Source organism: Saccharopolyspora sp. CA-218241, from assembly GCF_050954615.1.
GTDB lineage: Bacteria > Actinomycetota > Actinomycetes > Mycobacteriales > Pseudonocardiaceae > Saccharopolyspora > Saccharopolyspora cebuensis.
The window spans coordinates 5,417,016-5,436,598 of record NZ_CP191860.1 but is presented as its reverse complement, the minus strand read 5'-3'; the positions used below and the strand labels follow the sequence as shown (position 1 = coordinate 5,436,598).

The window sequence follows — 19,583 nt, the reverse complement described above, 5'->3', positions numbered from 1 at the left end:
AGTGAGGGGCACCTTCATCCGGCCATGTCGGATGAAGGTGCCCCTCACCTGGCCCCTGCTCACCTGGACGGGTGAGGTGGAGGTGGACGAAGGCCCGCCCCGTCGCGGACGACGGGCGGGCCTTCTGACGAGTGCGGTTACTTCGCCTCGCGCAGCAGCTCGCCCATCCGGCGGACGCCGGTCTCCAGGTCCTCGTCGCCGAGGGCGTAGGACATCCGGAAGTAGCCGGGGGTGCCGAAGGCCTCGCCCGGCACGACGGCGACCTCGGCCTGCTCCAGCACCAGCTCGGCCAGCTCGACGCTGGTCTGCGGCCGGACGCCGCGGATCTCCTTGCCCAGCAGCCCCTTCACCGAGGGGTACGCGTAGAACGCGCCCTCCGGCTCCGGGCAGCTCACGCCGGGGATGTCCGAGAGCAGGTCGACGATGGTGCGGCGGCGCCGGTCGAAGGCGTCGCGCATCTCGCGCACCGCCTCCAGGGAGCCGCTGACCGCCTCCAGCGCCGCGCGCTGGGCGACGTTGGTGACGTTCGACGACAGGTGCGACTGGAGGTTGGTCGCGGCCTTGACGACGTCGGTCGGGCCGATCATCCAGCCGACCCGCCAGCCGGTCATCGCGTAGGTCTTGGCGACGCCGTTGAGCACCACGCAGGTGTCGGCCAGCTCCGGCACCACGGCGGGCATCGAGACGTTGCGGGCCTCGCCGTAGACGAGGTGCTCGTAGATCTCGTCGGTGATCACCCAGATGCCGTGCTCGACGGCCCAGCGGCCGATGGCCTCGACCTGCTCCGGCGGGTACACCGCGCCGGTGGGGTTGGACGGCGAGTTGAACAGCAGGACCTTGGTCCGCGAGGTGCGGGCGGCCTCCAACTGCTCGACGGAGACCCGGTAGCCGGTGGACTCGTCAGCGGTCACCACGACCGGGACACCACCGGGCAGGGCGATCGCCTCGGGGTAGGTGGTCCAGTAGGGGGCGGGCAGCAGCACCTCGTCGCCCGGGTCCAGCAGGGTCTGGAACGCCTGGTAGACGGCCTGCTTGCCGCCGTTGGTGACCAGCACCTGATCGGGCTGGACCTGGTGGGCCGAGTCGCGCAGCGTCTTGGCGGCGATCGCCTCGCGGAGTTCGGGCAGGCCGGCCGCCGGGCTGTAGCGGTGGTTCTTCGGGTCGGAGCAGGCGGCGATCGCGGCGTCCACGATCGGCTGCGGGGTCGGGAAGTCCGGCTCGCCCGCGCCGAACCCGATCACCGGGCGTCCGGCCGCCTTGAGGGCCTTGGCCTTGGCGTCGACGGCGAGCGTCGCGGATTCGCTGATCCCGGCGATGCGGGCGGAGACCCGGGTCTTGGTCTGGTTGGTGTCAGGTGCGGCCATGGCTGCAATCCTGGCAGACGTCGAGCGCGCACAACGAGCTGGTGACGCGGCCCACCACCGCCGCCACCAGCGCCCGACCGGGTGAAGTTGATCCGAGTCGTCCCGAACCCGCGCGACGGCTCGGGCGCCGCGGGCGCCGTGGTGCTCATCACTGCCGCGACCTGCGGTGGAGTTGATCTCGGTCGGTTCCCGCGGCGGGTGGTGGGGGTGCCTGTTCCGGGTACCCGGGGGGCTTCTGTAGACTTCGGTAATTGGGATACCCGCGGGCCGTGCGAACCCTGTCCCAGGAGTTGGGGCAACCGGGGATGGTCTAGGGTGTCCTTGCCATTGCGGTCGAGCTCCAGGGCCGCAAAGGGGTGTAGCTCAATTGGCAGAGCAGCGGTCTCCAAAACCGCAGGTTGCAGGTTCAAGTCCTGTCACCCCTGCGTCGATGCGACGGTGAGTGGAGGATGGGCGTGAGCGAGGACCGCGACCACGAGCGGGACGAGGCGCGTGATGGCGCGACCGACCCGTCCGGTGCCGCGGCGCGGCGCGACCGTCGCGCCTCCGCCCGCCCGGTCGGCCGCAAGGGCCGATCCGGCGAGTCGGGCTCGGCTCGCACAACAGAGTCCAAGGGTCGGCCGACCCCTTCGCGGGACGGCCGGCAGGGTCGGGTTTCGCCGTTCCGGAAGATCGGGCGCTTCCTGCGCGAGGTCGTCGCCGAACTGCGCAAGGTCATCTGGCCGACGCGCAAGTCGCTGGTGACCTACACGCTCGTGGTGCTGGTGTTCGTCAGCGTCATGGTCGCGTTCATCTCCCTTGTGGACCTGGGCCTCGCCAAGGGCGTCCTCTGGCTGTTCGGCTGAACACCTCCGGGCCCGCGCGAGGAGCGGGACGGCGGATGCCAACCAGGCACGCAACGCACGAGAGGAAGCGAGACCGACTGTGACCTCCCACGAGGGCCAGGAACCGAAGGGCCTCACCGATGAGCAGGTGAACGCCGGGGCCGACCAGGTCGCGGCGGGGTCGGTCGACGCCGTTGGTTCCGCGGACGCCGCCGGCTCCGGCGAGGACACCGGCTCCGCTCCGGAATCCACCACCGACGACGACCGGGCCACCGACGACGACGGCGCCACCGGGGACCGCGACGCCGAGGACCAGGGCACCGAGGACCGCGACGCCGCGAACCGCGCCGCCGAGGACCAGGACGCCGAGGAGCGGGCCACCGGCGAGGGCCCGACGACCGAGGACTCCGACGCCGAGGCGGCGGAAGCCGAGGGTGAGGAGGAGCCGGACCCGGTCGAGGAGCTGCGCGCCGCGCTGCGCCGCGCCCCCGGCGACTGGTACGTGATCCACTCCTACGCCGGGTACGAGAACAAGGTCAAGACCAACCTGGAGACCCGCGCCCAGACGCTGGACGTCGAGGACTACATCTTCCAGGTCGAGGTCCCGACCGAGGAAGTCACCGAGATCAAGAACGGCCAGCGCAAGCTGGTGCAGCGCAAGGTGCTGCCCGGCTACATCCTGGTCCGGATGGAGCTCAACGACGCCTCCTGGGGCGCGGTGCGCAACACCCCGGGCGTCACCGGGTTCGTCGGCGCCACCTCCAAGCCGTCGCCGCTGACCATCGACGACGTGCTGAAGTTCCTGGCGCCGCAGGTCGAGAAGGAAGCCAAGCCGGAGCCGGGCAAGAAGGCCGCGCAGCAGCCCGCCGCCGCCAAGCCGTCGGCGGTCGAGGTGGACTTCGAGGTCGGCGAGTCCGTCACGGTGATGGACGGCCCGTTCGCGACGCTTCCCGCGACCATCAACGAGGTCAACCCGGACGCCCAGAAGCTCAAGGTGCTGGTGTCGATCTTCGGTCGCGAGACCCCGGTCGAGCTGTCCTTCAGCCAGGTTTCCAAGATCTGACCGACTCCCCACGGGGAGTGCGTCGGCCGCGCGCGGACCCGGCAGGACCCGCGCGCGGTGCCGGTGGCCCACCTGGGCCGCCGGCGAACCCGTTCCGCCCTCGGAGCGGGAAAGGTGTCTACCAGAACACAGGAAGCAATCATGCCGCCCAAGAAGAAGAAGCTTGCCGGGATCATCAAGCTCCAGATCCAGGCCGGCCAGGCCAACCCGGCCCCGCCGGTCGGTCCGGCGCTGGGTCAGCACGGCGTCAACATCATGGAGTTCTGCAAGGCCTACAACGCCGCGACCGAGTCGCAGCGCGGCAACGTGGTGCCGGTCGAGATCTCCGTGTTCGAGGACCGCTCGTTCACCTTCCAGCTCAAGACCCCGCCGGCCGCGAAGCTGCTGCTGAAGGCTGCCAACGTGCAGAAGGGCAGCGGCGAGCCGCACAAGAGCAAGGTCGGCAAGGTCACCATGGAGCAGGTCCGCGAGATCGCGCAGACCAAGATGGAGGACCTCAACGCCAACGACATGGACCAGGCCTCGAAGATCATCGCCGGCACCGCCCGGTCGATGGGCCTGACCATCGAGGACTGAGCTCCTCTCGAGTGGGAGGGCTCCAGCGCAGCCCGACCAACCACACCTGATCCGCTTTTCGAATAGGACAGACATGGCACAGCGCAGCAAGGCCTACCAGCAGGCGGCGGAGCTCGTCGACCGCGCCCGGCTGTACACGCCTTCCGAGGCCGCCGACCTGGCGAAGAAGACCTCGAAGTCGAAGATCGACGCCACCGTCGAGGTCGCGATGCGGCTCGGCGTCGACCCCCGCAAGGCAGACCAGATGGTCCGCGGCACCGTGAACCTGCCGCACGGCACCGGCAAGACTGCCCGCGTCATCGTGTTCGCCGTTGGTGACAAGGCCGCCGAGGCCGAGGAAGCCGGCGCGGACGCGGTTGGCTCCGACGACCTGATCGAGCGCATCCAGGGCGGCTGGCTCGATTTCGACGCGGCGATCGCCACCCCGGACCAGATGGCCAAGGTCGGCAAGATCGCGCGGGTCCTCGGCCCGCGCGGCCTGATGCCGAACCCGAAGACCGGCACCGTCACCCCGAACGTCAGCAAGGCGGTCGCGGACATCAAGGGCGGTAAGATCAACTTCCGGGTCGACAAGCAGGCCAACCTGCACATCATCATCGGCAAGGTGTCCTTCGGCACCGACAAGCTGGTGGAGAACTACATCGCCGCGATGGACGAGATCCTGCGCGCGAAGCCGTCGGCCTCGAAGGGCCGGTACCTGAAGAAGGTCACCTTCACCACGACGATGGGCCCCGGCATCCCGGTGGACCCGGCGGGTCGCTCCTGAGCGATCGGCATCGGCGTTCCCGGTAGGGGGCGGATCGGCTTCGGCCGGTCCGCCCCTTCCGCGTTCCAGGGGGTTTTCAGCCCGCCGTCCTCAGCGGCATTCGGCGGCGTTCATGTCGTAGGCCGAGATGAGCCAGCCGCCGTCGGGCTGGCGGGTCAGGCCGAAGCTGCCGAGCTGCGGTCCGCCGGTGGACCGGATGCGGCAGGCGTAGGCGGCGGCCTCGTCCCCGGCGACCTCCACGGCGTCGTGCGCGAAGTCGGGGTTGGCGAACGCCCCGGGTTCGGTGATCTGCGCGCGCACGGCGCGCGCGGCGCCGGGGCAGTCCGGGGCGTCGTAGGCCAGCGCGAACGCCTGCTTGCCGGAGTCGGCGAACAGCGCGCACGCGGCTCCCGGGTCGTCCCCGCGCAGCAGGTTGTAGGCACCGCGCACGGCCTGCTGCGGGCTCGTCGAGATCACCGGGGCCGCGCCGGACGGCCCGCCGCCGTCGCTGCCGCTGTCGTCGTCCTCGCCGAAGAGGTAGCCGATCAGCATCCGCACGACGAGCAGGAACAGCAGCAGGTAGAGCAGCCGCCGGACGAACTTGTAGCGCAGCAGGCCCAGCGCGCGCCGCCACCAGGGCCGCTTCGGCGGCGGGGCGGGCGGTGCCCCGGGCGGCTCCCCGGCCTGGCCGCGCTTCCACTCCTTGAACCGCTGGAACTCCAGGAACTCCTGGTAGTCGGCATCGGTCGAGCCCCGCGCGGCGTGCACCTCCTCGGAGACGACCTCCGCGTCGATGATCTCGCTGTCCGGGCGGGGTTCGGGGCGGTGAGGGTCGGCCACGATCACCATCATGCCGCGCCGCGCAACCGCCGCCGCGGGGGTGGTGACCGGGGCCGCCGCCGGATCGCGTACTCTGGGTGCAGTTCCACCCAAGACCGCTGGTCTGCTCCGGGTTCCGACGCGGAGCACGAAGGTCCCGTGAGATGCGGGCGGCCTGCGCAGGAGGGACGAGGCCGACTGGAGCGCGCTGCGTGCGCGCCCGCTTGCGACGCCCCGTGCTCTGCTGCGCCGGGGCGTTTCGTCGTCTCAGGGCCCGACTGGTGCGGATCTCAGTCGGCTACAGAGAGGAGGCGACATGGCGAAGCCCGACAAGGTCGACGCGGTCAACGAGATCGCGCAGCGGTTCGACACCGCTACCGCGGCGCTCGTGACGGAGTACCGCGGCCTGTCCATGGCGAAGCTCACCGAGCTGCGGCGCGCCCTCGGCCAGGGCGCGACCTACCGTGTCGCGAAGAACACGCTGGTCAAGCGTGCGGCCGAGCAGCAGGGCATCGAGGGCCTCGACGACCTGTTCATCGGCCCGACCGCGATCACCTTCATCGAGGGCGAGCCGGTCGACGCGGCCAAGGCGCTGCGCGAGTTCGGCAAGGACAACGACGCCCTGGTCATCAAGGGCGGCTACATGGATGGCCGCGCGCTGTCGGTGGCCGAGGTCGAGCGGATCGCCGACCTCGACTCCCGCGAGGTCACCCTGGGCAAGTTGGCCGGGGCCATGCAGGCCAAGATGAGCCAGGCCGCGTCGCTGTTCGCCGCTCCGGCCACCAAGGCCGCGCGGCTGGCTGCTGCTCTGGAGGAGAAGAAGGGCAGCGAGTCCGGCTCCTGAGCCGGGTCGCCCCGACGAAATCATTCCCGCCCGGTGGGCGGGCATCGAACGGAAAGGAACGCCGCCGTGGCGAAGCTGAGCAACGAAGAGCTGCTGGACGTCTTCAAGGAGATGACCCTCCTGGAGCTCTCCTCCTTCCTGAAGGAGTTCGAGGAGACCTTCGACGTGACCGCCGCCGCCCCGGTCGCCGCCGTGGCCGCCCCGGCCGCCGGTGCCGCCGAGGAGGTCGAGGAGCAGGACGAGTTCGACGTCGTCATCGAGGGCGCGGGCGACAAGAAGATCCAGGTCATCAAGGTCGTGCGCGAGATCGTCTCCGGCTTGGGCCTGAAGGAGGCCAAGGAGCTCGTCGAGGGCGCCCCGAAGGCCATCCTGGAGAAGGTCGACAAGGAGAAGGCCGAGGAGGCCAAGGGCAAGCTGGAAGAGGCCGGCGCCTCGGTCACCCTCAAGTGACCACGAGCTGACGCTCTGCCGAAAGGGCGGGCACCCCACGCGGGTGCCCGCCCTTTCGCATGTCCGGGGGCGGACGAACACGCCCACCCGCCACCCGCCCGAGTGGGATTCCCCGAGTGAGGGCACCTTCATCCGACATAGCCGGATGAAGGTGTCCCTCACTCGCTTCACGAACGTGGAAGGACGCGGGCACACCGGCGCACGACGTCGCTCACCCGTTCGGGAAGTAGGTGAGGGGCCCCCTTGTCCGAGTTACTCGGGCAAGGGGGCCCCTCACTCCGTCCACGAACGGGTGTTGGGGGTCACGTTCGGGGCGGAAGTGGTTGGGGGTGCGGGGATTTCGGACATCCGGGTGGGTTCGGGCGGTGGCCGGGCGCGAAGTGAACTCGTGAGTAACCTCGCCGCGCCGTGCTCGTTGCACAGGTGTGACGCCGCTGACGTTCGTTAACCGCGTCACGTATGCCAAGCTGCCGAACCGGGGCCCAGCCCCGAACGGGTGAATCTGCACGCGGAGGTGCCGATGGGCGTCGAGGTGGTCGTCGAGGGGCTGTCGAAGTCCTTCGGCCCGCAGACCATCTGGCGGGACGTCACGCTGACGCTGCCGCCCGGTGAGATCAGCGTGCTGCTCGGTCCGTCGGGCACCGGCAAGTCGGTGTTCCTGAAGTCCTTGGTCGGCCTGCTCAAACCCGAGGAGGGGCGGGTGCTGATCGACGGCGTGGACGTCTGCACCTGCTCCGAGGGCGACCTGTACGAGGTGCGCAAGCTGTTCGGCGTGCTGTTCCAGGACGGCGCGCTGTTCGGGTCGATGAACCTGTTCGACAACATCGCCTTCCCGCTGCGCGAGCACACCCGCAAGAGCGAGTCCGACGTGCGCGCGGTGGTGCTGGAGAAGATGGAGATGGTCGGCCTGCTCGGGGCCGAGGACAAGCTCCCGGGCGAGATCTCCGGCGGGATGCGCAAGCGCGCCGGGCTGGCCCGGGCGCTGGTGCTGGACCCCGAGATCATCCTGTTCGACGAGCCGGACTCCGGCCTCGACCCGGTCCGCACCGCCTACCTCAACCAGCTCATCGTCGACCTCAACGCGCAGATCGACGCGACGTTCCTGATCGTCACCCACGACATCGGCACCGCCCGCACGGTGCCGGACAACATCGGGATGCTGTTCCGCCGCAACCTGGTGATGTTCGGGCCCCGCGAGGTGCTGCTGACCTCCACCGAGCCGGTGGTGGAGCAGTTCCTCAACGGCCGCAGGCAGGGCCCGATCGGGATGAGCGAGGAGAAGGACGCCGGGCAGGCCGCGGCGGAGCTGGCCGCGCTGCGCGACGGCGAGGCCGGGGTGCCGCACATCGTGCCGCAGCTCGACGTCACCGAGGGGATGCCGGAGCGCTCGGCGGTGCGCCGCCGCCAGGACCGGGTGATGCAGCGGTTCGGGACGCTGCCCGAGGAAGCGCAGCAGGAGATCGCCAAGACGCTCACCCCGCGGGAGCGCGCCCGCTACTTCGGCGACCCCACCGGGTCGTGGCCGACCGGGCCGGTGCTGGCGCCGCAGCAGGTGGCGCAGGTGACCGCGCCGACCCCGCGGCCGAGTCCCGAACCCCGCGCCGGGGCGCGGACCCCGGACGCGCCGCCGGAGGAGGGCCCGCGGCGCCGCTGGTTCGGGCGCAGGCGGGGTGGTGACCGGTGAGCGCCCCGACCTTCCCGGGAGCGGGTGGGCTGCGCGAGACCGGCCGGTTGTTCGCACTGGCCCTCGACGTGCTGCGCGCGCTGCCCAAGCGCCCGTTCCAGATCCGCGAGTTCATCCAGCAGTGCTGGTTCATCGCCAGCGTGACGATCCTGCCGACCGCGCTGGTGGCGATCCCGTTCGGCGCGGTGATCGCGTTGCAGCTCGGGTCGCTGACCCGGCAGATCGGCGCGCAGTCGTTCACCGGGGCGGCCAGCGTGCTGGCGATCATCCAGCAGGCCAGCCCGATCGTGACCGCGCTGCTGATCGCGGGCGCGGGCGGTTCGGCGATCTGCGCCGACCTCGGGTCGCGCAAGATCCGGGACGAGATCGACGCGATGGAGGTGCTCGGCGTCTCGCCGATCCACCGCCTCGTGGTGCCGCGGGTGCTGGCCGCGATGCTGGTCGCGGTGCTGCTCAACGGCATGGTCAGCGTGGTCGGGGTGATCGGCGGCTACACCTTCAACGTGATCATGCAGGGCGGCACGCCCGGCGCCTACATGGCCAGCTTCAACGCGCTGGCCCAACTGCCCGACCTGTGGATCAGCGAGGTGAAGGCGCTGGTCTTCGGCTTCCTGGCCGGTGTGGTGGCGGCCTACCGGGGGCTGAACCCGCCGCCGGGCCCGAAGGGCGTGGGCGATGCGGTGAACCAGTCCGTGGTGATCACGTTCCTGCTGCTGTTCGCGGTGAACTTCATCCTCACCACGGTGTACCTCCAGGTCGTGCCGCCCAAGGGGATGTGATGGTGACCTTCTCCCAACGCGCCCGGCGCGCGGCCCGACGTCCGCTGGAGGTCCTCGACGACCTCGGCGACCAGATGTCGTTCTACCTGCGCGCGCTGGCCTGGATCCCGAAGGCGGTCACCCGCTACGCGAAGGAGACGCTGCGGCTGCTGGCCGAGGTGAGCTTCGGCAGCGGGGCGCTGGCGGTCATCGGCGGCACGGTCGGCGTGATGATCGGGCTGACCCTGTTCACCGGCACCGTGGTGGGCCTGCAGGGCTACGCGGCGCTGAACCAGCTCGGCACCTCGGCGTTCGCCGGGTTCATCTCGGCGTACTTCAACACCCGGGAGATCGCGCCGCTGGTGGCGGGGCTGGCGCTGTCGGCGACGGTGGGCTCCGGGTTCACCGCGCAGCTCGGCGCGATGCGGATCTCCGACGAGATCGACGCGCTGGAGACGATGGGCGTGCCGAGCCTGCCCTACCTGGTGACCACGCGGATCGTCGCCGGGTTCGTCGCGGTGATCCCGCTGTACGTGCTGGGGCTGCTCACCTCCTACCTGGCGGCCCGCGCGGTGACGGTCTACGTCTACGGCTTGTCGGCGGGCACCTACGACCACTACTTCAACCTGTTCCTGCCGCCCGAGGACGTGCTGTGGTCCTTCGGCAAGGTGCTGGTGTTCGCGGTGGTCGTGATCATGACGCACTGCTACTACGGCTACCGGGCCAGCGGCGGCCCGGCGGGGGTCGGCGTGGCGGTGGGGCGCGCGGTGCGCACCGCGATCGTCACCACGGCGCTGCTGGACTTCTTCCTGAGCCTCGCGATCTGGGGCACCACGACGACGGTTCGGATCACCGGATGAGCGCCCGAGGAGCCCTGACCGCGGTGCGGCGCCGACTGCTCGGCGTGGCGCTGCTGCTGGTCATCGCGCTGTTCCTGGCCACCACGATCGCCTTCTACCAGAAGGCGTTCACGCCGACCGTGGACGTGGTGCTGCGCGCGGAGTCGGCGGGCAACCAGCTGCTGCCCGATTCGGACGTCAAGGTGCGCGGCATGATCATCGGCCGGGTCACCGACATCGAGTCCACGGGCGACGGTGCCCGGATGGAGCTGGCGCTGGAACCGGACAAGGCCGAGCAGCTCCCGGCCAACGTCACGGCGCGGCTGCTGCCCCGGACGCTGTTCGGCGAGCGCTACGTGTCGCTGCAACTGCCGGAGCGGTCCGCGGGCGCGCTGGCTTCCGGTGACGTGATCCGGCAGGACCGCTCGGCGGCGGGCATCGAGCTGGAGCAGGTGCTCTCCGACGTGATGCCGGTGCTGCAAGCGGTGCACCCGGCCGACCTGGCCAGCACCCTCAACGCGCTGGACCAGGCGCTCGAAGGCCGCGGCCGGGAGCTGGGCGAGACGCTGTCGCGGCTCAACACCTACCTGGACGGGCTGAACCCGGCGCTGCCGGACCTGCAGGCGAACCTGCGGGAGCTGGTCGGGGTCGCCGAGACCTACGAGCAGGCGGCGCCGGACGTGCTGGCGGCCCTGGAGAACTTCAGCACCACCTCGCGGACCCTGGTCGAGCAGCGCGCGGAGCTCACCGCGCTGACCACCCAGCTCACCACCACCTCCGGTGACCTGACCGGGTTCCTGCGCGCCAACCGGGAGAACCTGATCGGGCTGGGCGAGGGCGCGCGGCCGACGCTGGACGTGCTGGCCAAGTACTCCCCGCAGTTCCCGTGCTTCCTCGGCGAGATGGCGGAGTTCACGCCCAAGCTGCGGGAGGTCTTCGGCGAGGGCACCGACGAACCGGGCCTGCACATCACGCTGGAGGTGGTCGCGCACCGGGGCAAGTACGTGCCGAACCGGGACGAGCCGGAGTTCGCCGACAAGCGCGGGCCCCGCTGCTACAACCTGATGCCGCTGCCGAACCCGATCCCGGAGTACCCGCCGGACGGGCCGTTCGAGGACGGGTCGGTGCCGCCGCCCGCGTCCCGGCCGATCGACGGGGGCCTGAACCCGCCGGCGATGGGGAGCAGTACCTGCCGCAGGGCCCGGCGAGCACCTCGCCGCAGTCGGCCGGGCTCGGGCTGGCGAACTCGCCCGCCGAGCAGGACCTCGTCTCGTCGCTGCTGGCCCCGGCCGTCGGCCGGTCGGCGCAGGACGTGCCGGACTGGTCGTCGCTGCTGGTCGGACCCCTGCTGCGCGGAGCGGAGGTGAGCTACCGGTGAACGGACGCGGCATCACCGGACCGCTGGTCAAGTTCCTGGTCTTCGTGCTGGTCACGGTGCTGGCGACCGGGCTGCTCGTGATGACCATCGCCAACCAGGACCTGCGCGCCTCGCAGAGCTACGCGGCGCGGTTCACCGACGTCACCGCGCTCAACGAGGGCGACGACGTGCGCATCGCCGGGGTGAAGGTCGGCGAGGTGGAGAGCATCGAGGTGGTGGACCGGCGCCTCGCGGAGGTCCGGTTCAACGTCGCCGACCGCACGTTGCCCGCCTCGGCCACCGCGTCGATCAAGTACCGGAACCTGATCGGCCAGCGCTACCTGTCGCTGGAGCAGGGGACCGGTGCGCAGCGCGGGACGCTGGACCCGGGCTCGACCATCCCGCTGGAGCGCACCCGGCCCGCGCTGGACCTGACGGTGCTGCTCGGCGGGTTCAAGCCGCTGTTCCAGGCGCTCTCGCCGAGCGACGTGAACAAGCTGTCGCACCAGATCATCCAGGTGCTCCAGGGCGAGGGCGGCACGGTGGAGAGCCTGCTCGCCCACACCGCCTCGCTGACCTCCACGATCGCCTCCCGCGACCAGGTGATCGGCGAGGTGGTCACCAACCTCAACGGGGTGCTGGACACCGTCAACGCGCGCGACGAGCAGCTCTCCGGGCTGATCGCGCAGTTGCAGCAGGTGGTCTCCGGGCTGGCCCAGGACCGGGAATCGATCGGTTCGGCGATCACCGCGATGGACGGGCTGACCAACACCACCGCGGGGCTGCTGCACGAGGCCCGGCCGGGCTTGCGGCAGGACATCATCGGCCTCGGCGAGGTGGCGAGCAACCTCAACGACCACGAGCGGACGGTGGAACGGGTGCTCCAGAACATGCCGCACAAGCTGGAGACCATCGGCCGCACCGCCAGCCACGGATCGTGGTTCAACTTCTACCTGTGCGAGGCGGGCGGCACGGTCGGCGTGGGCGAGCTGAACGTCCGGCTGCCGCTGGCGCCCGTGACCCAGCCGAGGTGTCAGCGATGAAGTCGTTCTCCCAGCGCGAACCGCTCACCATCGGCATCGTCGGCATCCTGGTGCTGGCGCTCGGCTTCGCCTTCGCGATGAACTTCGAGCGGCTGCCGCTGTTCGGCGGCACCGTCTACCGGGCGCACTTCACCGAGGCCGCCGGGCTGCGCGCCGACGACGAGGTGCGGGTGGCCGGGGTCAAGGTCGGCTCGGTGGCCGACGTGGAGCTCGACGGCGGTCACGTGCTGGTGAGCTTCCGGGTCCAGGACGCGTGGCTGGGCGACCGGACCACGGCCGCGATCAAGATCAAGACGCTGCTCGGGCAGAAGTACCTGGCGCTGGACCCGCAGGGCGGCCGGGAGCTGGACCCGTCCGCGCCGATCCCGGTGCAGCGGACGCTGTCGCCCTACGACGTGATCGAGGCGTTCAGCGACCTGTCGACCACCGTGGACCGGATCGACTCCGAGCAGCTCGCGCGGAGCTTCCGCACCCTGTCCGACACCTTCGCGGGCACCCCCGACGACGTGCGCGGCGCGCTCGACGGCCTGTCCGCGCTGTCCGACACGATCGCCAAGCGGGACGCCGAGCTGGACAAGCTGCTGGAGCACACCGCGAAGCTGTCCGGGACGGTGGCCGACCGCAACGCCGAGTTCGAGCGGCTGCTCGCCGACGGCAACCTGCTGCTGCGCGAGGTCCGGGAGCGGCGCGACTCCATCGCCCGGCTCCTCGACGGCACCCGCGCGCTGTCGGCGGAGCTGCGCGGGCTGGTGGCCGACAACGCCGCCCAGCTCGGCCCGACGCTCCAGCAGCTCGACAAGGTCACCTCGATGCTCCAGCGCAACCAGGACAACCTCGACCGCAGCATCGAGATGTTCGCGCCCTTCACCCGGCTGTTCGCCAACGTGCTGGGCAACGGGCACTGGTTCGACACTTACATCTGCGGGCTGCTGCCGCCGGCCGTCGGGCCGATCAACCGGGAGGGGTGCCAGCCGTCATGACCGCGGTGCGCAGCGCGACCCGTCCGCTGGCGCTGGCCATCGTGCTGGTGCTGGCCGCGACCCTCGCCGTGTGGTGGGTGTTCAGCGGTGCCGCCGAGCGCCGGGTCACCGCCTACTTCGGCGCGGCGGTCGGCATCTACCCCGGTGGCGACGTGCGGGTGCTCGGCGTGCCGGTGGGCACCGTCGAGGAGGTGGTGCCCGAGGGCACCCTGGTGCGCGTCGAGTTGGCGCTGGACCCCGAGGTGGAGGTGCCCGCCGACGCCGGGGCGGTGTCGGTGTCGCCCAGCGTGGTCAGCGACCGCTACGTGCAGCTCGCACCGGTCTACCGGGGCGGGCCGCAGCTCGCCGACGGCGCGGTGATCCCCAAGGAGCGCACCGCCACCCCGGTGGAGATCGACCAGGTGTACCGCAGCCTCAACGACATCACCGCCGCGCTGGGGCCCGAGGGCGCCAACTCCGAGGGGGCGCTGTCCGAGCTGCTCACGACCGGCGCGGCGAACCTGGAGGGCAACGGGGCGGCGCTGTCGGAGACCATCCGCAACCTCGGCGAGGTGGGCACCACGCTGTCCGGCAACGACGAGCAGCTGTTCGCCACCGTCGACAACCTCCAGCGGTTCACCTCGATGCTGCGCGAGAACGACGCGCAGGTGCGGGAGTTCAGCGGCCAGCTACGCGAGGTCAGCTCCTTCCTGGCGGACGAGCGCGAGGACCTCACCGCCTCGATGGCGGAGCTGGCCATCGCGCTGGGCGAGGTGGAGACCTTCGTGCGGGACAACCGGGAACTGCTGAAGTCCAACGTGGACCAGCTCAACTCGGTCGCCGAGATCCTGGTGCGCCAGCAGGAGGCGCTGGACGAGTCGCTGCGCAACGCCCCGCTGGCGCTGGGCAACCTGAACAACGCCTACAACGGCGCCAGCGGCACCCTGGACACCCGGGCCAACATCAACGAGCTGAACCAGCCGCCGCTGGTGGCGGTGTGCAAGCTGCTCGACCAGACCAACCCGGTGGACGTCCCCGACGAGCTCGCGGGCACCTGCGACTCGCTCCGCCCGGTGCTGGAGGGCGCGGTCCCGCTGCCCACCCCGGCCGAGACCATCGGCGCGCTGCAGAACGGCGAGCTGCCCGAGATGCCGCTGCCGCTGACCCCCGGAGGTGCGCGATGAGGTTTCGGAGCGGTGGCGGGACCGCAGCGGCCTTCGGTGCGGGCTGCGGGGGTGGCGAAGCGGCTGCGGCGCTTTCCGGCGGACGACCTCGGCGGTTCCGGAGGTTCGCCTCGCTCGCGGTGGCCGGGTTGCTGCTGCTCACCGGCTGCGGTTCGCGCGGGGTCTACGACCTGCCGCTGCCCGGCGGCGCCGACCTCGGCGACGACCCGTACCAGGTGACGGTCCGGTTCGCCGACGTGCTCGACCTGGTGCCCAACGCCGGGGTGCGGGTCAACGACGTGCCGGTCGGCCGGGTCTCGGACATCAGGCTGGCCGGGGACTCCTGGCAGGCCGAGGTGGTGGTGCAGGTCAACGGTGACGTCGAGCTGCCGGCCAACGCCACCGCCCGGCTGCGCCAGTCCAGCCTGCTCGGCGAGAAGTTCGTCGAGCTGGCCGAACCGGCGCCGCCGGACCGGCCGACCGGCAGGCTCGCCGACGGCGCGGTCATCGACGCGTCCCGCACCGGCCGCCCCCCGAGGTGGAGGAGGTGCTCGGCGCGCTGTCGCTGCTGCTCAACGGCGGCGGCGTCGCGCAGATCCAGAGCATCACCCAGGAGCTCAACGCCGCGGTGGACGGCCGCGAGTCCGACATCCGCAGCCTGCTGTCCAACGTGGACGAGCTGGTCGCCGGGCTGGACGCGCAGCGCGGCGACATCGTCCGCGCGCTGGACGCGGTGAACCGGCTCAGCGCCGAGCTCAACGCGCAGCGGGACAGCATCGACGTGGCGCTGCGCGACCTGGAGCCGGGGTTGAAGGTGCTCGACGAGCAGCGCGGCCAGCTCGTCACCATGCTCGAATCCCTCGACGAGCTCTCCGGCGTGGCCACCGACGTGGTGGTGCGGTCGCGGGAGGACCTGGTGCACAACCTCAACCAGCTCGCCCCCACGCTGCGCCAGCTCGCCGCCGCCGGGGAGAACCTGCCCAAGTCGCTGGAGCTGCTGCTGACCTTCCCGTTCCCGGACAACGCGGTCGAGGGCATCGGCGGCAGCGACTACACCAACCTCTACGCCAACGTCGACCTCAACCTGACCAACATCCTGGACAACCTCGGCCGCAGCAGGCAGCCGATCGTCCGGCTGCCGGACGCGGTGCGCGAGCCCCCGCTGCCGCTGCCGCTCACCCCGCCGGAGCGACCGGCGCCACCGCCGCCGGAGCAGACCCCCGAGCCGGAGCAGGGCGACTCGGGCGGGCTCCTCGACTGGTTGGGAGGCCGCTGATGCTCGTGCGCAGAGTCCGCGTCCAGATCCTCGCGTTCGTGCTGATCGCGCTGGTCGGGGTGAGCTACGCGGGGTTCCGGTACGCGGAGCTGGACCGGCTGTTCGGCTCGCGCGGCTACGAGGTGACGCTGCGGCTCGCCGATTCCGGCGGCATCTTCCAGAACGCCGAGGTGACCTACCGGGGCGTGCCGGTGGGCCGGGTCGGCGAGCTGTCGTTGACCCGCGACGGCATCGAGGTGCCGCTGGACATCGAGGACGCGGCGGAGCCGATCCCCGCCGACGTGGAGGCGGTCGTGACCAACCGGTCGGCGGTCGGCGAGCAGTACGTCGACCTGCGCCCGCGCCGCGACGGCGGACCGTTCCTGACCGGCGGCTCGGTGATCGAGCAGGAGGACGCCCGGACGCCGCTGCCGGTGGAGGAGCTGATGCTCAACCTGGACGCCTTCGCCAAGTCGGTGCCCGAGGACGCGCTGCGCACCGTGGTCAGCGAGCTCGGCACCGCGTTCCGGGGCAACGGCGGCAACCTCCAGACCATCCTGGACACCACCCAGGAGTTCACCGCGACCGCGCAGCAGCACCTGCCGCAGACCCTCCGGCTCCTGGAGGACGGCCAGCAGGTGCTGGCCACCCAGAACGAGCAGGGTTCGGCGATCCGGTCGTTCAGCGCCGACCTGGAACTGCTGTCGGCCGAGCTGGCCCGCTCCGACGGCGACCTGCGCGCCCTGATCGAGCGGGCGCCCCCGGCCGCCCGGCAGGTCAGCGGGTTCCTCCGGGAGAACGACCAGCTCGGGCCGCTGCTGGCCAACCTGACGAGCACCTCGCGGGTGCTCTCGGACAACCAGGCGGGCATCGAGCAGCTCATGACCCTGTACCCGGCGGTGGTCGCGGCCAGCGGCACCGTCGTCCCCGGCGACGGGACCGCGCACTTCGGGCTCGTGCTCAACGTGTTCGACCCGATGCCGTGCACCGCGGGCTACGAGGGCACCGAACGCAGGGCCGGCAACGACATGGTGCCGGTGCCGCTGAACACCGAGGCGCACTGCGCCGAACCGCCGGGCAGCGACACGTCGGTGCGCGGCGCGCAGAACGCACCCGGGCAGTGAGGAGGAGACATGCCGACCGCGAGGACCGGCGGCATCGCGACCAGGGCGGTCGCGGTGCTGTTCACGGTGAGCCTGGCCGCCTGCCTGGTGCTCGGGTTCTCCTGGTGGCGGGCGGCCGGTGACCCGGAGGTGGCCTACGCCGCCGAACGGGACCGGGCGCTGCACGACGGCAGGGCCGCGATCATCAGCTTCAACACCCTGGACCACCGGGACGTGCCGGGCGGGCTGGACCGCTGGGAGCGCGACTCCACCGGCCCGCTGCGGGAGGAGATCAAGCAGGGCCGCCAGCGCTACGCCGAGCAGATCGAGCGGGCCGGGAGCACCACCGAGGCGCAGGTGGTCGACGCCGGGCTGACCCAGCTCGACGCGCGGGCGGGCAAGGCCGAGATGCTCGCCGTCGTGCGGGTCACCGTCACCGTCCAGGGCCAGCCGCCGTCGACCAAGCAGGACCGCTACCACGCCGAGCTGACCCGCGAGGGCGCCGTGTGGAAGCTCAGCAACCTGCAGGCCGTGCCGGTCGGCTGACCGAACCGAGGAGTGGGAGAACCAGTGCCCAGCAACCGCCCGAGCCGCCCGGCCACGCGGCGCACGCGCGTGGCCGGACTGCGCAACCGCGACCAGCGGCCGGTGACCCCCGAGGCGAGCACCACCGTCGCCACCGAGGCGAGCACCGCCGACGCGACCGAGGCGGGCACCGCCGCCCCCGAGGCGGACACCGGCGCCGCTTCGGAGGCGGACACCGCCGACGTGACCGAATCGGGCTCCGCCGCGACCCGCGAGGCGGACACGGTCGTCACCTCCGAGCCGAGCACCGCCGTGGCTCCCGATGCGGGAACCGCCGACGCGACCGCATCGGGCACCGCGGACAGCGCCCGCATCGTGGAGTCCGAGTACGCCAAGCGGTTGTTCGGCACCGCGGACGGTTCCTCGCGCATCTCCGTCCCCGCGGTGCAGACCGATCCCGAACCCGCCGAGCCGGACGGCCGGTCGTGGGGGCCACGACCGTCCCGCGGCCTGCTCGGCCTGCTGCTGGTGGGAACGGTGCTGTGCACCGCGCTGGCCGGGTGGTTCGGCTACGAGTGGTACGCGGTGCAGCACACCGGCCCGGCGGCCAACCAGGCGCTCGCCTCCGCGGGCACCACCAGCGAGGTCAACGGCCAGATCAGCGATGCCGTGGAGCGCCTGTTCTCCTACGACCACCGCGACACCGCGGCCACCGAGCGGGCCGCCGACGAACTGCTGGTCGGCGACGCGGTGCGCCAGAAGTACGACGAGCTGTTCGCGCCGGTGAAGCAGCAGGCCCCGGTCCAGCAGATCGTCGTCACGGCCACGGTGAAGAACAGCGCGGTCACCTTCCTCCAGGACGACCGCGCCGAGGTGCTGCTGTTCGTCGACCAGCACGCCAAGCGCGCGGCCGATCCGGAACCCAGCATCATCCCCGCCCAGGTCGCCATCGGCGCCGAGAAGCACGGCGACACCTGGAAGGTCCACCGCATCACCCTCCGCTGACCCCAGGAGCGACCCAGGCGAAGCACCCGCTCACCCGGAAGTGCGCTGAGTGAGGGGCACCCTTGCCCAAGTAACTTGGGCAAGGGTGCCCCTCACCTGGGACGCATCACCCGGAAGTGACGGACGACGGTGATCACGGCGTGGTGCCGACGGCTCATGGTGCGGGGATGGCCGACCGGTGGGCGCGATCCCGTGCGGTGCTTGTGGTCGGTGTTCGTCGTGCGGCGTCGAGGTAGGCGGTGATCAGCGGGAGTTCGTCGGTGGTCCAGGTCGACGGGGGCGGTAGGGGCCGTGCGGTTTCGGCGGGTTCGGGTGGGCCGGTGGCGTTCGCAGCTTGGTAGAACTCGCGCTCGGTTCCGCGGGTGGCGACGCAGGATTCGCACGGCACGTGCTCTCCGGGGCGGATCGCGTCGAGTCGGGGGGTGCGGGCCCAGTCGCCGCGCAGCGGGTGTCCGCACACGGCCGAGCCGGGCAGCGTGCTCAAGTGGCACCGCGTCTGGTCGGGCGAGATCACCCAATACGCGGCTACTCGTTCCGGTTCGCCCACGTGCCCGGATGCCGGTGCGACCCTGGGCGGGGGCTCGTCTGGGAGGTGGTGCTCGGTCATGCCCAGCGCGACCGCGATCAGCAGCAGCAGGCCGTCGAAGACGACCAGGCCGCTCATGGCCGCACCGGGTCGCTGTCGATGACCAGCGGGGCGCCGGTTCCGGCGGCCTCGTGCAGCCGGGTCGCCAGCAGTTCGGCGGTGCGGGCCTGTTCGGTGAGTTGCGCCGCGGTGGGCCGGTGGCCGCATTCGAGGTTCTGGGCCATCGCCCCGAGCCCGATCACGGCCGCCTGCATCGTCAGCAACAACTTCCGGAGGTCGTCGCTCACCGCGCACCCGCCCACCGCAGGGCCACCACCGGGCTGCTGCCCGGCATCGGCACCCCCGCCAGCTCGTGCGCTTTCACGTCGCACCGCGGGCAGGTCCACCACAACCACGCCTGCGCCGAATCGACCGCCGCCACACCCGCCCCGCACAACGCCGTGATCGGGGCACCTCCATGCCAGGTCGGTGTTCTGGTCGCGTGCCGCCGTTGCCCGGCCGGTACCCAACTGAACGGGTACGGCTGCCCCGCCGTCTCCGAAGCGATTCGTTCCATGCCCGTGTCCTCCGTGTCGGAGCGGTGCGTTCCCCGTTCGGGATGACCGCAATGTGCGCTGGATG

General features: G+C 71.3%; 21 protein-coding genes, 1 tRNA gene and 1 pseudogene. 18 read left to right on the top strand and 5 right to left on the bottom strand.

What is annotated here, in order from left to right:
• Window positions 1–137 precede the first annotated feature (137 nt).
• The gene (locus ACQP0T_RS25645) at window positions 138–1,364 is read right to left on the bottom strand and encodes a pyridoxal phosphate-dependent aminotransferase (protein ID WP_433870333.1); all 1,227 of its coding nucleotides are present in this window, start codon (window positions 1,362–1,364) and stop codon (window positions 138–140) included.
• A 352-nt stretch (window positions 1,365–1,716) separates the two neighbouring features.
• Here ACQP0T_RS25645 and ACQP0T_RS25640 point away from each other — a divergent pair.
• The 5 genes from ACQP0T_RS25640 (at window position 1,717) to rplA (ending at window position 4,593) form a co-directional block, all read left to right on the top strand.
• A tRNA-Trp gene (locus ACQP0T_RS25640) sits at window positions 1,717–1,789 on the top strand.
• A 30-nt stretch (window positions 1,790–1,819) separates the two neighbouring features.
• A complete protein-coding gene (secE, locus tag ACQP0T_RS25635) occupies window positions 1,820–2,209 on the top strand; it encodes a preprotein translocase subunit SecE (RefSeq protein ID WP_433870332.1) in 390 nt (129 codons plus the stop codon).
• 79 nt (window positions 2,210–2,288) lie between these two features.
• Entirely contained in the window at window positions 2,289–3,251 is a 963-nt protein-coding gene (nusG, locus tag ACQP0T_RS25630; RefSeq protein ID WP_433870331.1) for a transcription termination/antitermination protein NusG, read from the top strand.
• Window positions 3,252–3,392: 141 nt separating this feature from the next.
• Complete coding sequence (gene rplK / locus ACQP0T_RS25625) at window positions 3,393–3,827, top strand: 50S ribosomal protein L11 (RefSeq protein WP_345357467.1); 435 nt, start codon at window positions 3,393–3,395, stop codon at window positions 3,825–3,827.
• 73 nt (window positions 3,828–3,900) lie between these two features.
• Window positions 3,901–4,593: a 50S ribosomal protein L1 gene (rplA, locus tag ACQP0T_RS25620; protein ID WP_433870330.1), complete on the top strand. Its 693-nt coding sequence runs from the start codon at window positions 3,901–3,903 to the stop codon at window positions 4,591–4,593.
• A gap of 90 nt (window positions 4,594–4,683) precedes the next feature.
• Here rplA and ACQP0T_RS25615 read toward each other — a convergent pair whose 3' ends face one another.
• Entirely contained in the window at window positions 4,684–5,412 is a 729-nt protein-coding gene (locus ACQP0T_RS25615; protein ID WP_433870329.1) for a hypothetical protein, read from the bottom strand.
• A 295-nt stretch (window positions 5,413–5,707) separates the two neighbouring features.
• Between ACQP0T_RS25615 and rplJ the strand changes: the two genes are divergently transcribed.
• The 13 genes and pseudogenes from rplJ to ACQP0T_RS25550 all read left to right on the top strand — a co-directional run bounded on the left by rplJ (window position 5,708) and on the right by ACQP0T_RS25550 (window position 18,376).
• On the top strand, window positions 5,708–6,235 hold the full coding sequence (rplJ, locus tag ACQP0T_RS25610; RefSeq protein ID WP_433870328.1) for a 50S ribosomal protein L10: 528 nt from the start codon (window positions 5,708–5,710) through the stop codon (window positions 6,233–6,235).
• A gap of 66 nt (window positions 6,236–6,301) precedes the next feature.
• The gene (rplL, locus tag ACQP0T_RS25605) at window positions 6,302–6,685 is read left to right on the top strand and encodes a 50S ribosomal protein L7/L12 (RefSeq protein ID WP_345357479.1); all 384 of its coding nucleotides are present in this window, start codon (window positions 6,302–6,304) and stop codon (window positions 6,683–6,685) included.
• A 520-nt stretch (window positions 6,686–7,205) separates the two neighbouring features.
• Window positions 7,206–8,369: an ATP-binding cassette domain-containing protein gene (locus ACQP0T_RS25600; RefSeq protein ID WP_433873844.1), complete on the top strand. Its 1,164-nt coding sequence runs from the start codon at window positions 7,206–7,208 to the stop codon at window positions 8,367–8,369.
• On the top strand, window positions 8,366–9,148 hold the full coding sequence (locus ACQP0T_RS25595) for an MlaE family ABC transporter permease (RefSeq protein ID WP_345357482.1): 783 nt from the start codon (window positions 8,366–8,368) through the stop codon (window positions 9,146–9,148). The genes ACQP0T_RS25600 and ACQP0T_RS25595 overlap by 4 nt, the downstream gene beginning before the upstream one ends.
• Window positions 9,148–9,987, top strand: a complete 840-nt coding sequence (locus ACQP0T_RS25590; protein ID WP_345357485.1) for an MlaE family ABC transporter permease — start codon at window positions 9,148–9,150, stop codon at window positions 9,985–9,987. The genes ACQP0T_RS25595 and ACQP0T_RS25590 overlap by 1 nt, the downstream gene beginning before the upstream one ends.
• Complete coding sequence (locus ACQP0T_RS25585) at window positions 9,984–11,333, top strand: MCE family protein (RefSeq protein ID WP_433870327.1); 1,350 nt, start codon at window positions 9,984–9,986, stop codon at window positions 11,331–11,333. Before ACQP0T_RS25590 ends, ACQP0T_RS25585 begins: the two co-directional genes overlap by 4 nt.
• A gap of 7 nt (window positions 11,334–11,340) precedes the next feature.
• Window positions 11,341–12,366 carry an MlaD family protein gene (locus ACQP0T_RS25580; protein WP_345357491.1) on the top strand — a complete coding sequence of 342 codons (1,026 nt, stop codon included), beginning with the start codon at window positions 11,341–11,343 and terminating at the stop codon, window positions 12,364–12,366.
• On the top strand, window positions 12,363–13,346 hold the full coding sequence (locus ACQP0T_RS25575) for an MCE family protein (RefSeq protein ID WP_433870326.1): 984 nt from the start codon (window positions 12,363–12,365) through the stop codon (window positions 13,344–13,346). Before ACQP0T_RS25580 ends, ACQP0T_RS25575 begins: the two co-directional genes overlap by 4 nt.
• Window positions 13,343–14,509, top strand: a complete 1,167-nt coding sequence (locus tag ACQP0T_RS25570; protein ID WP_433870325.1) for an MCE family protein — start codon at window positions 13,343–13,345, stop codon at window positions 14,507–14,509. The genes ACQP0T_RS25575 and ACQP0T_RS25570 overlap by 4 nt, the downstream gene beginning before the upstream one ends.
• Before the next feature lie 119 nt (window positions 14,510–14,628).
• Window positions 14,629–15,764: pseudogene (locus ACQP0T_RS25565) on the top strand (MCE family protein).
• Complete coding sequence (locus ACQP0T_RS25560) at window positions 15,764–16,867, top strand: MlaD family protein (protein WP_433870324.1); 1,104 nt, start codon at window positions 15,764–15,766, stop codon at window positions 16,865–16,867. Before ACQP0T_RS25565 ends, ACQP0T_RS25560 begins: the two are co-directional and overlap by 1 nt.
• 9 nt (window positions 16,868–16,876) lie before the next feature.
• Window positions 16,877–17,392 carry a hypothetical protein gene (locus ACQP0T_RS25555; RefSeq protein ID WP_433870323.1) on the top strand — a complete coding sequence of 172 codons (516 nt, stop codon included), beginning with the start codon at window positions 16,877–16,879 and terminating at the stop codon, window positions 17,390–17,392.
• A gap of 24 nt (window positions 17,393–17,416) precedes the next feature.
• Window positions 17,417–18,376, top strand: coding sequence for a hypothetical protein (locus tag ACQP0T_RS25550; protein WP_433870322.1), 960 nt, complete (start codon window positions 17,417–17,419; stop codon window positions 18,374–18,376).
• Window positions 18,377–18,530: 154 nt separating this feature from the next.
• Here the strand turns inward: ACQP0T_RS25550 and ACQP0T_RS25545 are convergent, their stop codons facing one another.
• Genes ACQP0T_RS25545 through ACQP0T_RS25535 form a run of 3 tightly spaced genes read right to left on the bottom strand, consistent with a single transcriptional unit; the run spans window position 18,531 to window position 19,518 of the window.
• Window positions 18,531–19,040: a hypothetical protein gene (locus ACQP0T_RS25545; protein WP_433870321.1), complete on the bottom strand. Its 510-nt coding sequence runs from the start codon at window positions 19,038–19,040 to the stop codon at window positions 18,531–18,533.
• Window positions 19,037–19,249, bottom strand: a complete 213-nt coding sequence (locus tag ACQP0T_RS25540; protein WP_433870320.1) for a hypothetical protein — start codon at window positions 19,247–19,249, stop codon at window positions 19,037–19,039. Before ACQP0T_RS25540 ends, ACQP0T_RS25545 begins: the two co-directional genes overlap by 4 nt.
• A complete protein-coding gene (locus tag ACQP0T_RS25535) occupies window positions 19,246–19,518 on the bottom strand; it encodes a zinc finger protein (protein WP_433870319.1) in 273 nt (90 codons plus the stop codon). Before ACQP0T_RS25535 ends, ACQP0T_RS25540 begins: the two co-directional genes overlap by 4 nt.
• Window positions 19,519–19,583 lie beyond the last annotated feature (65 nt).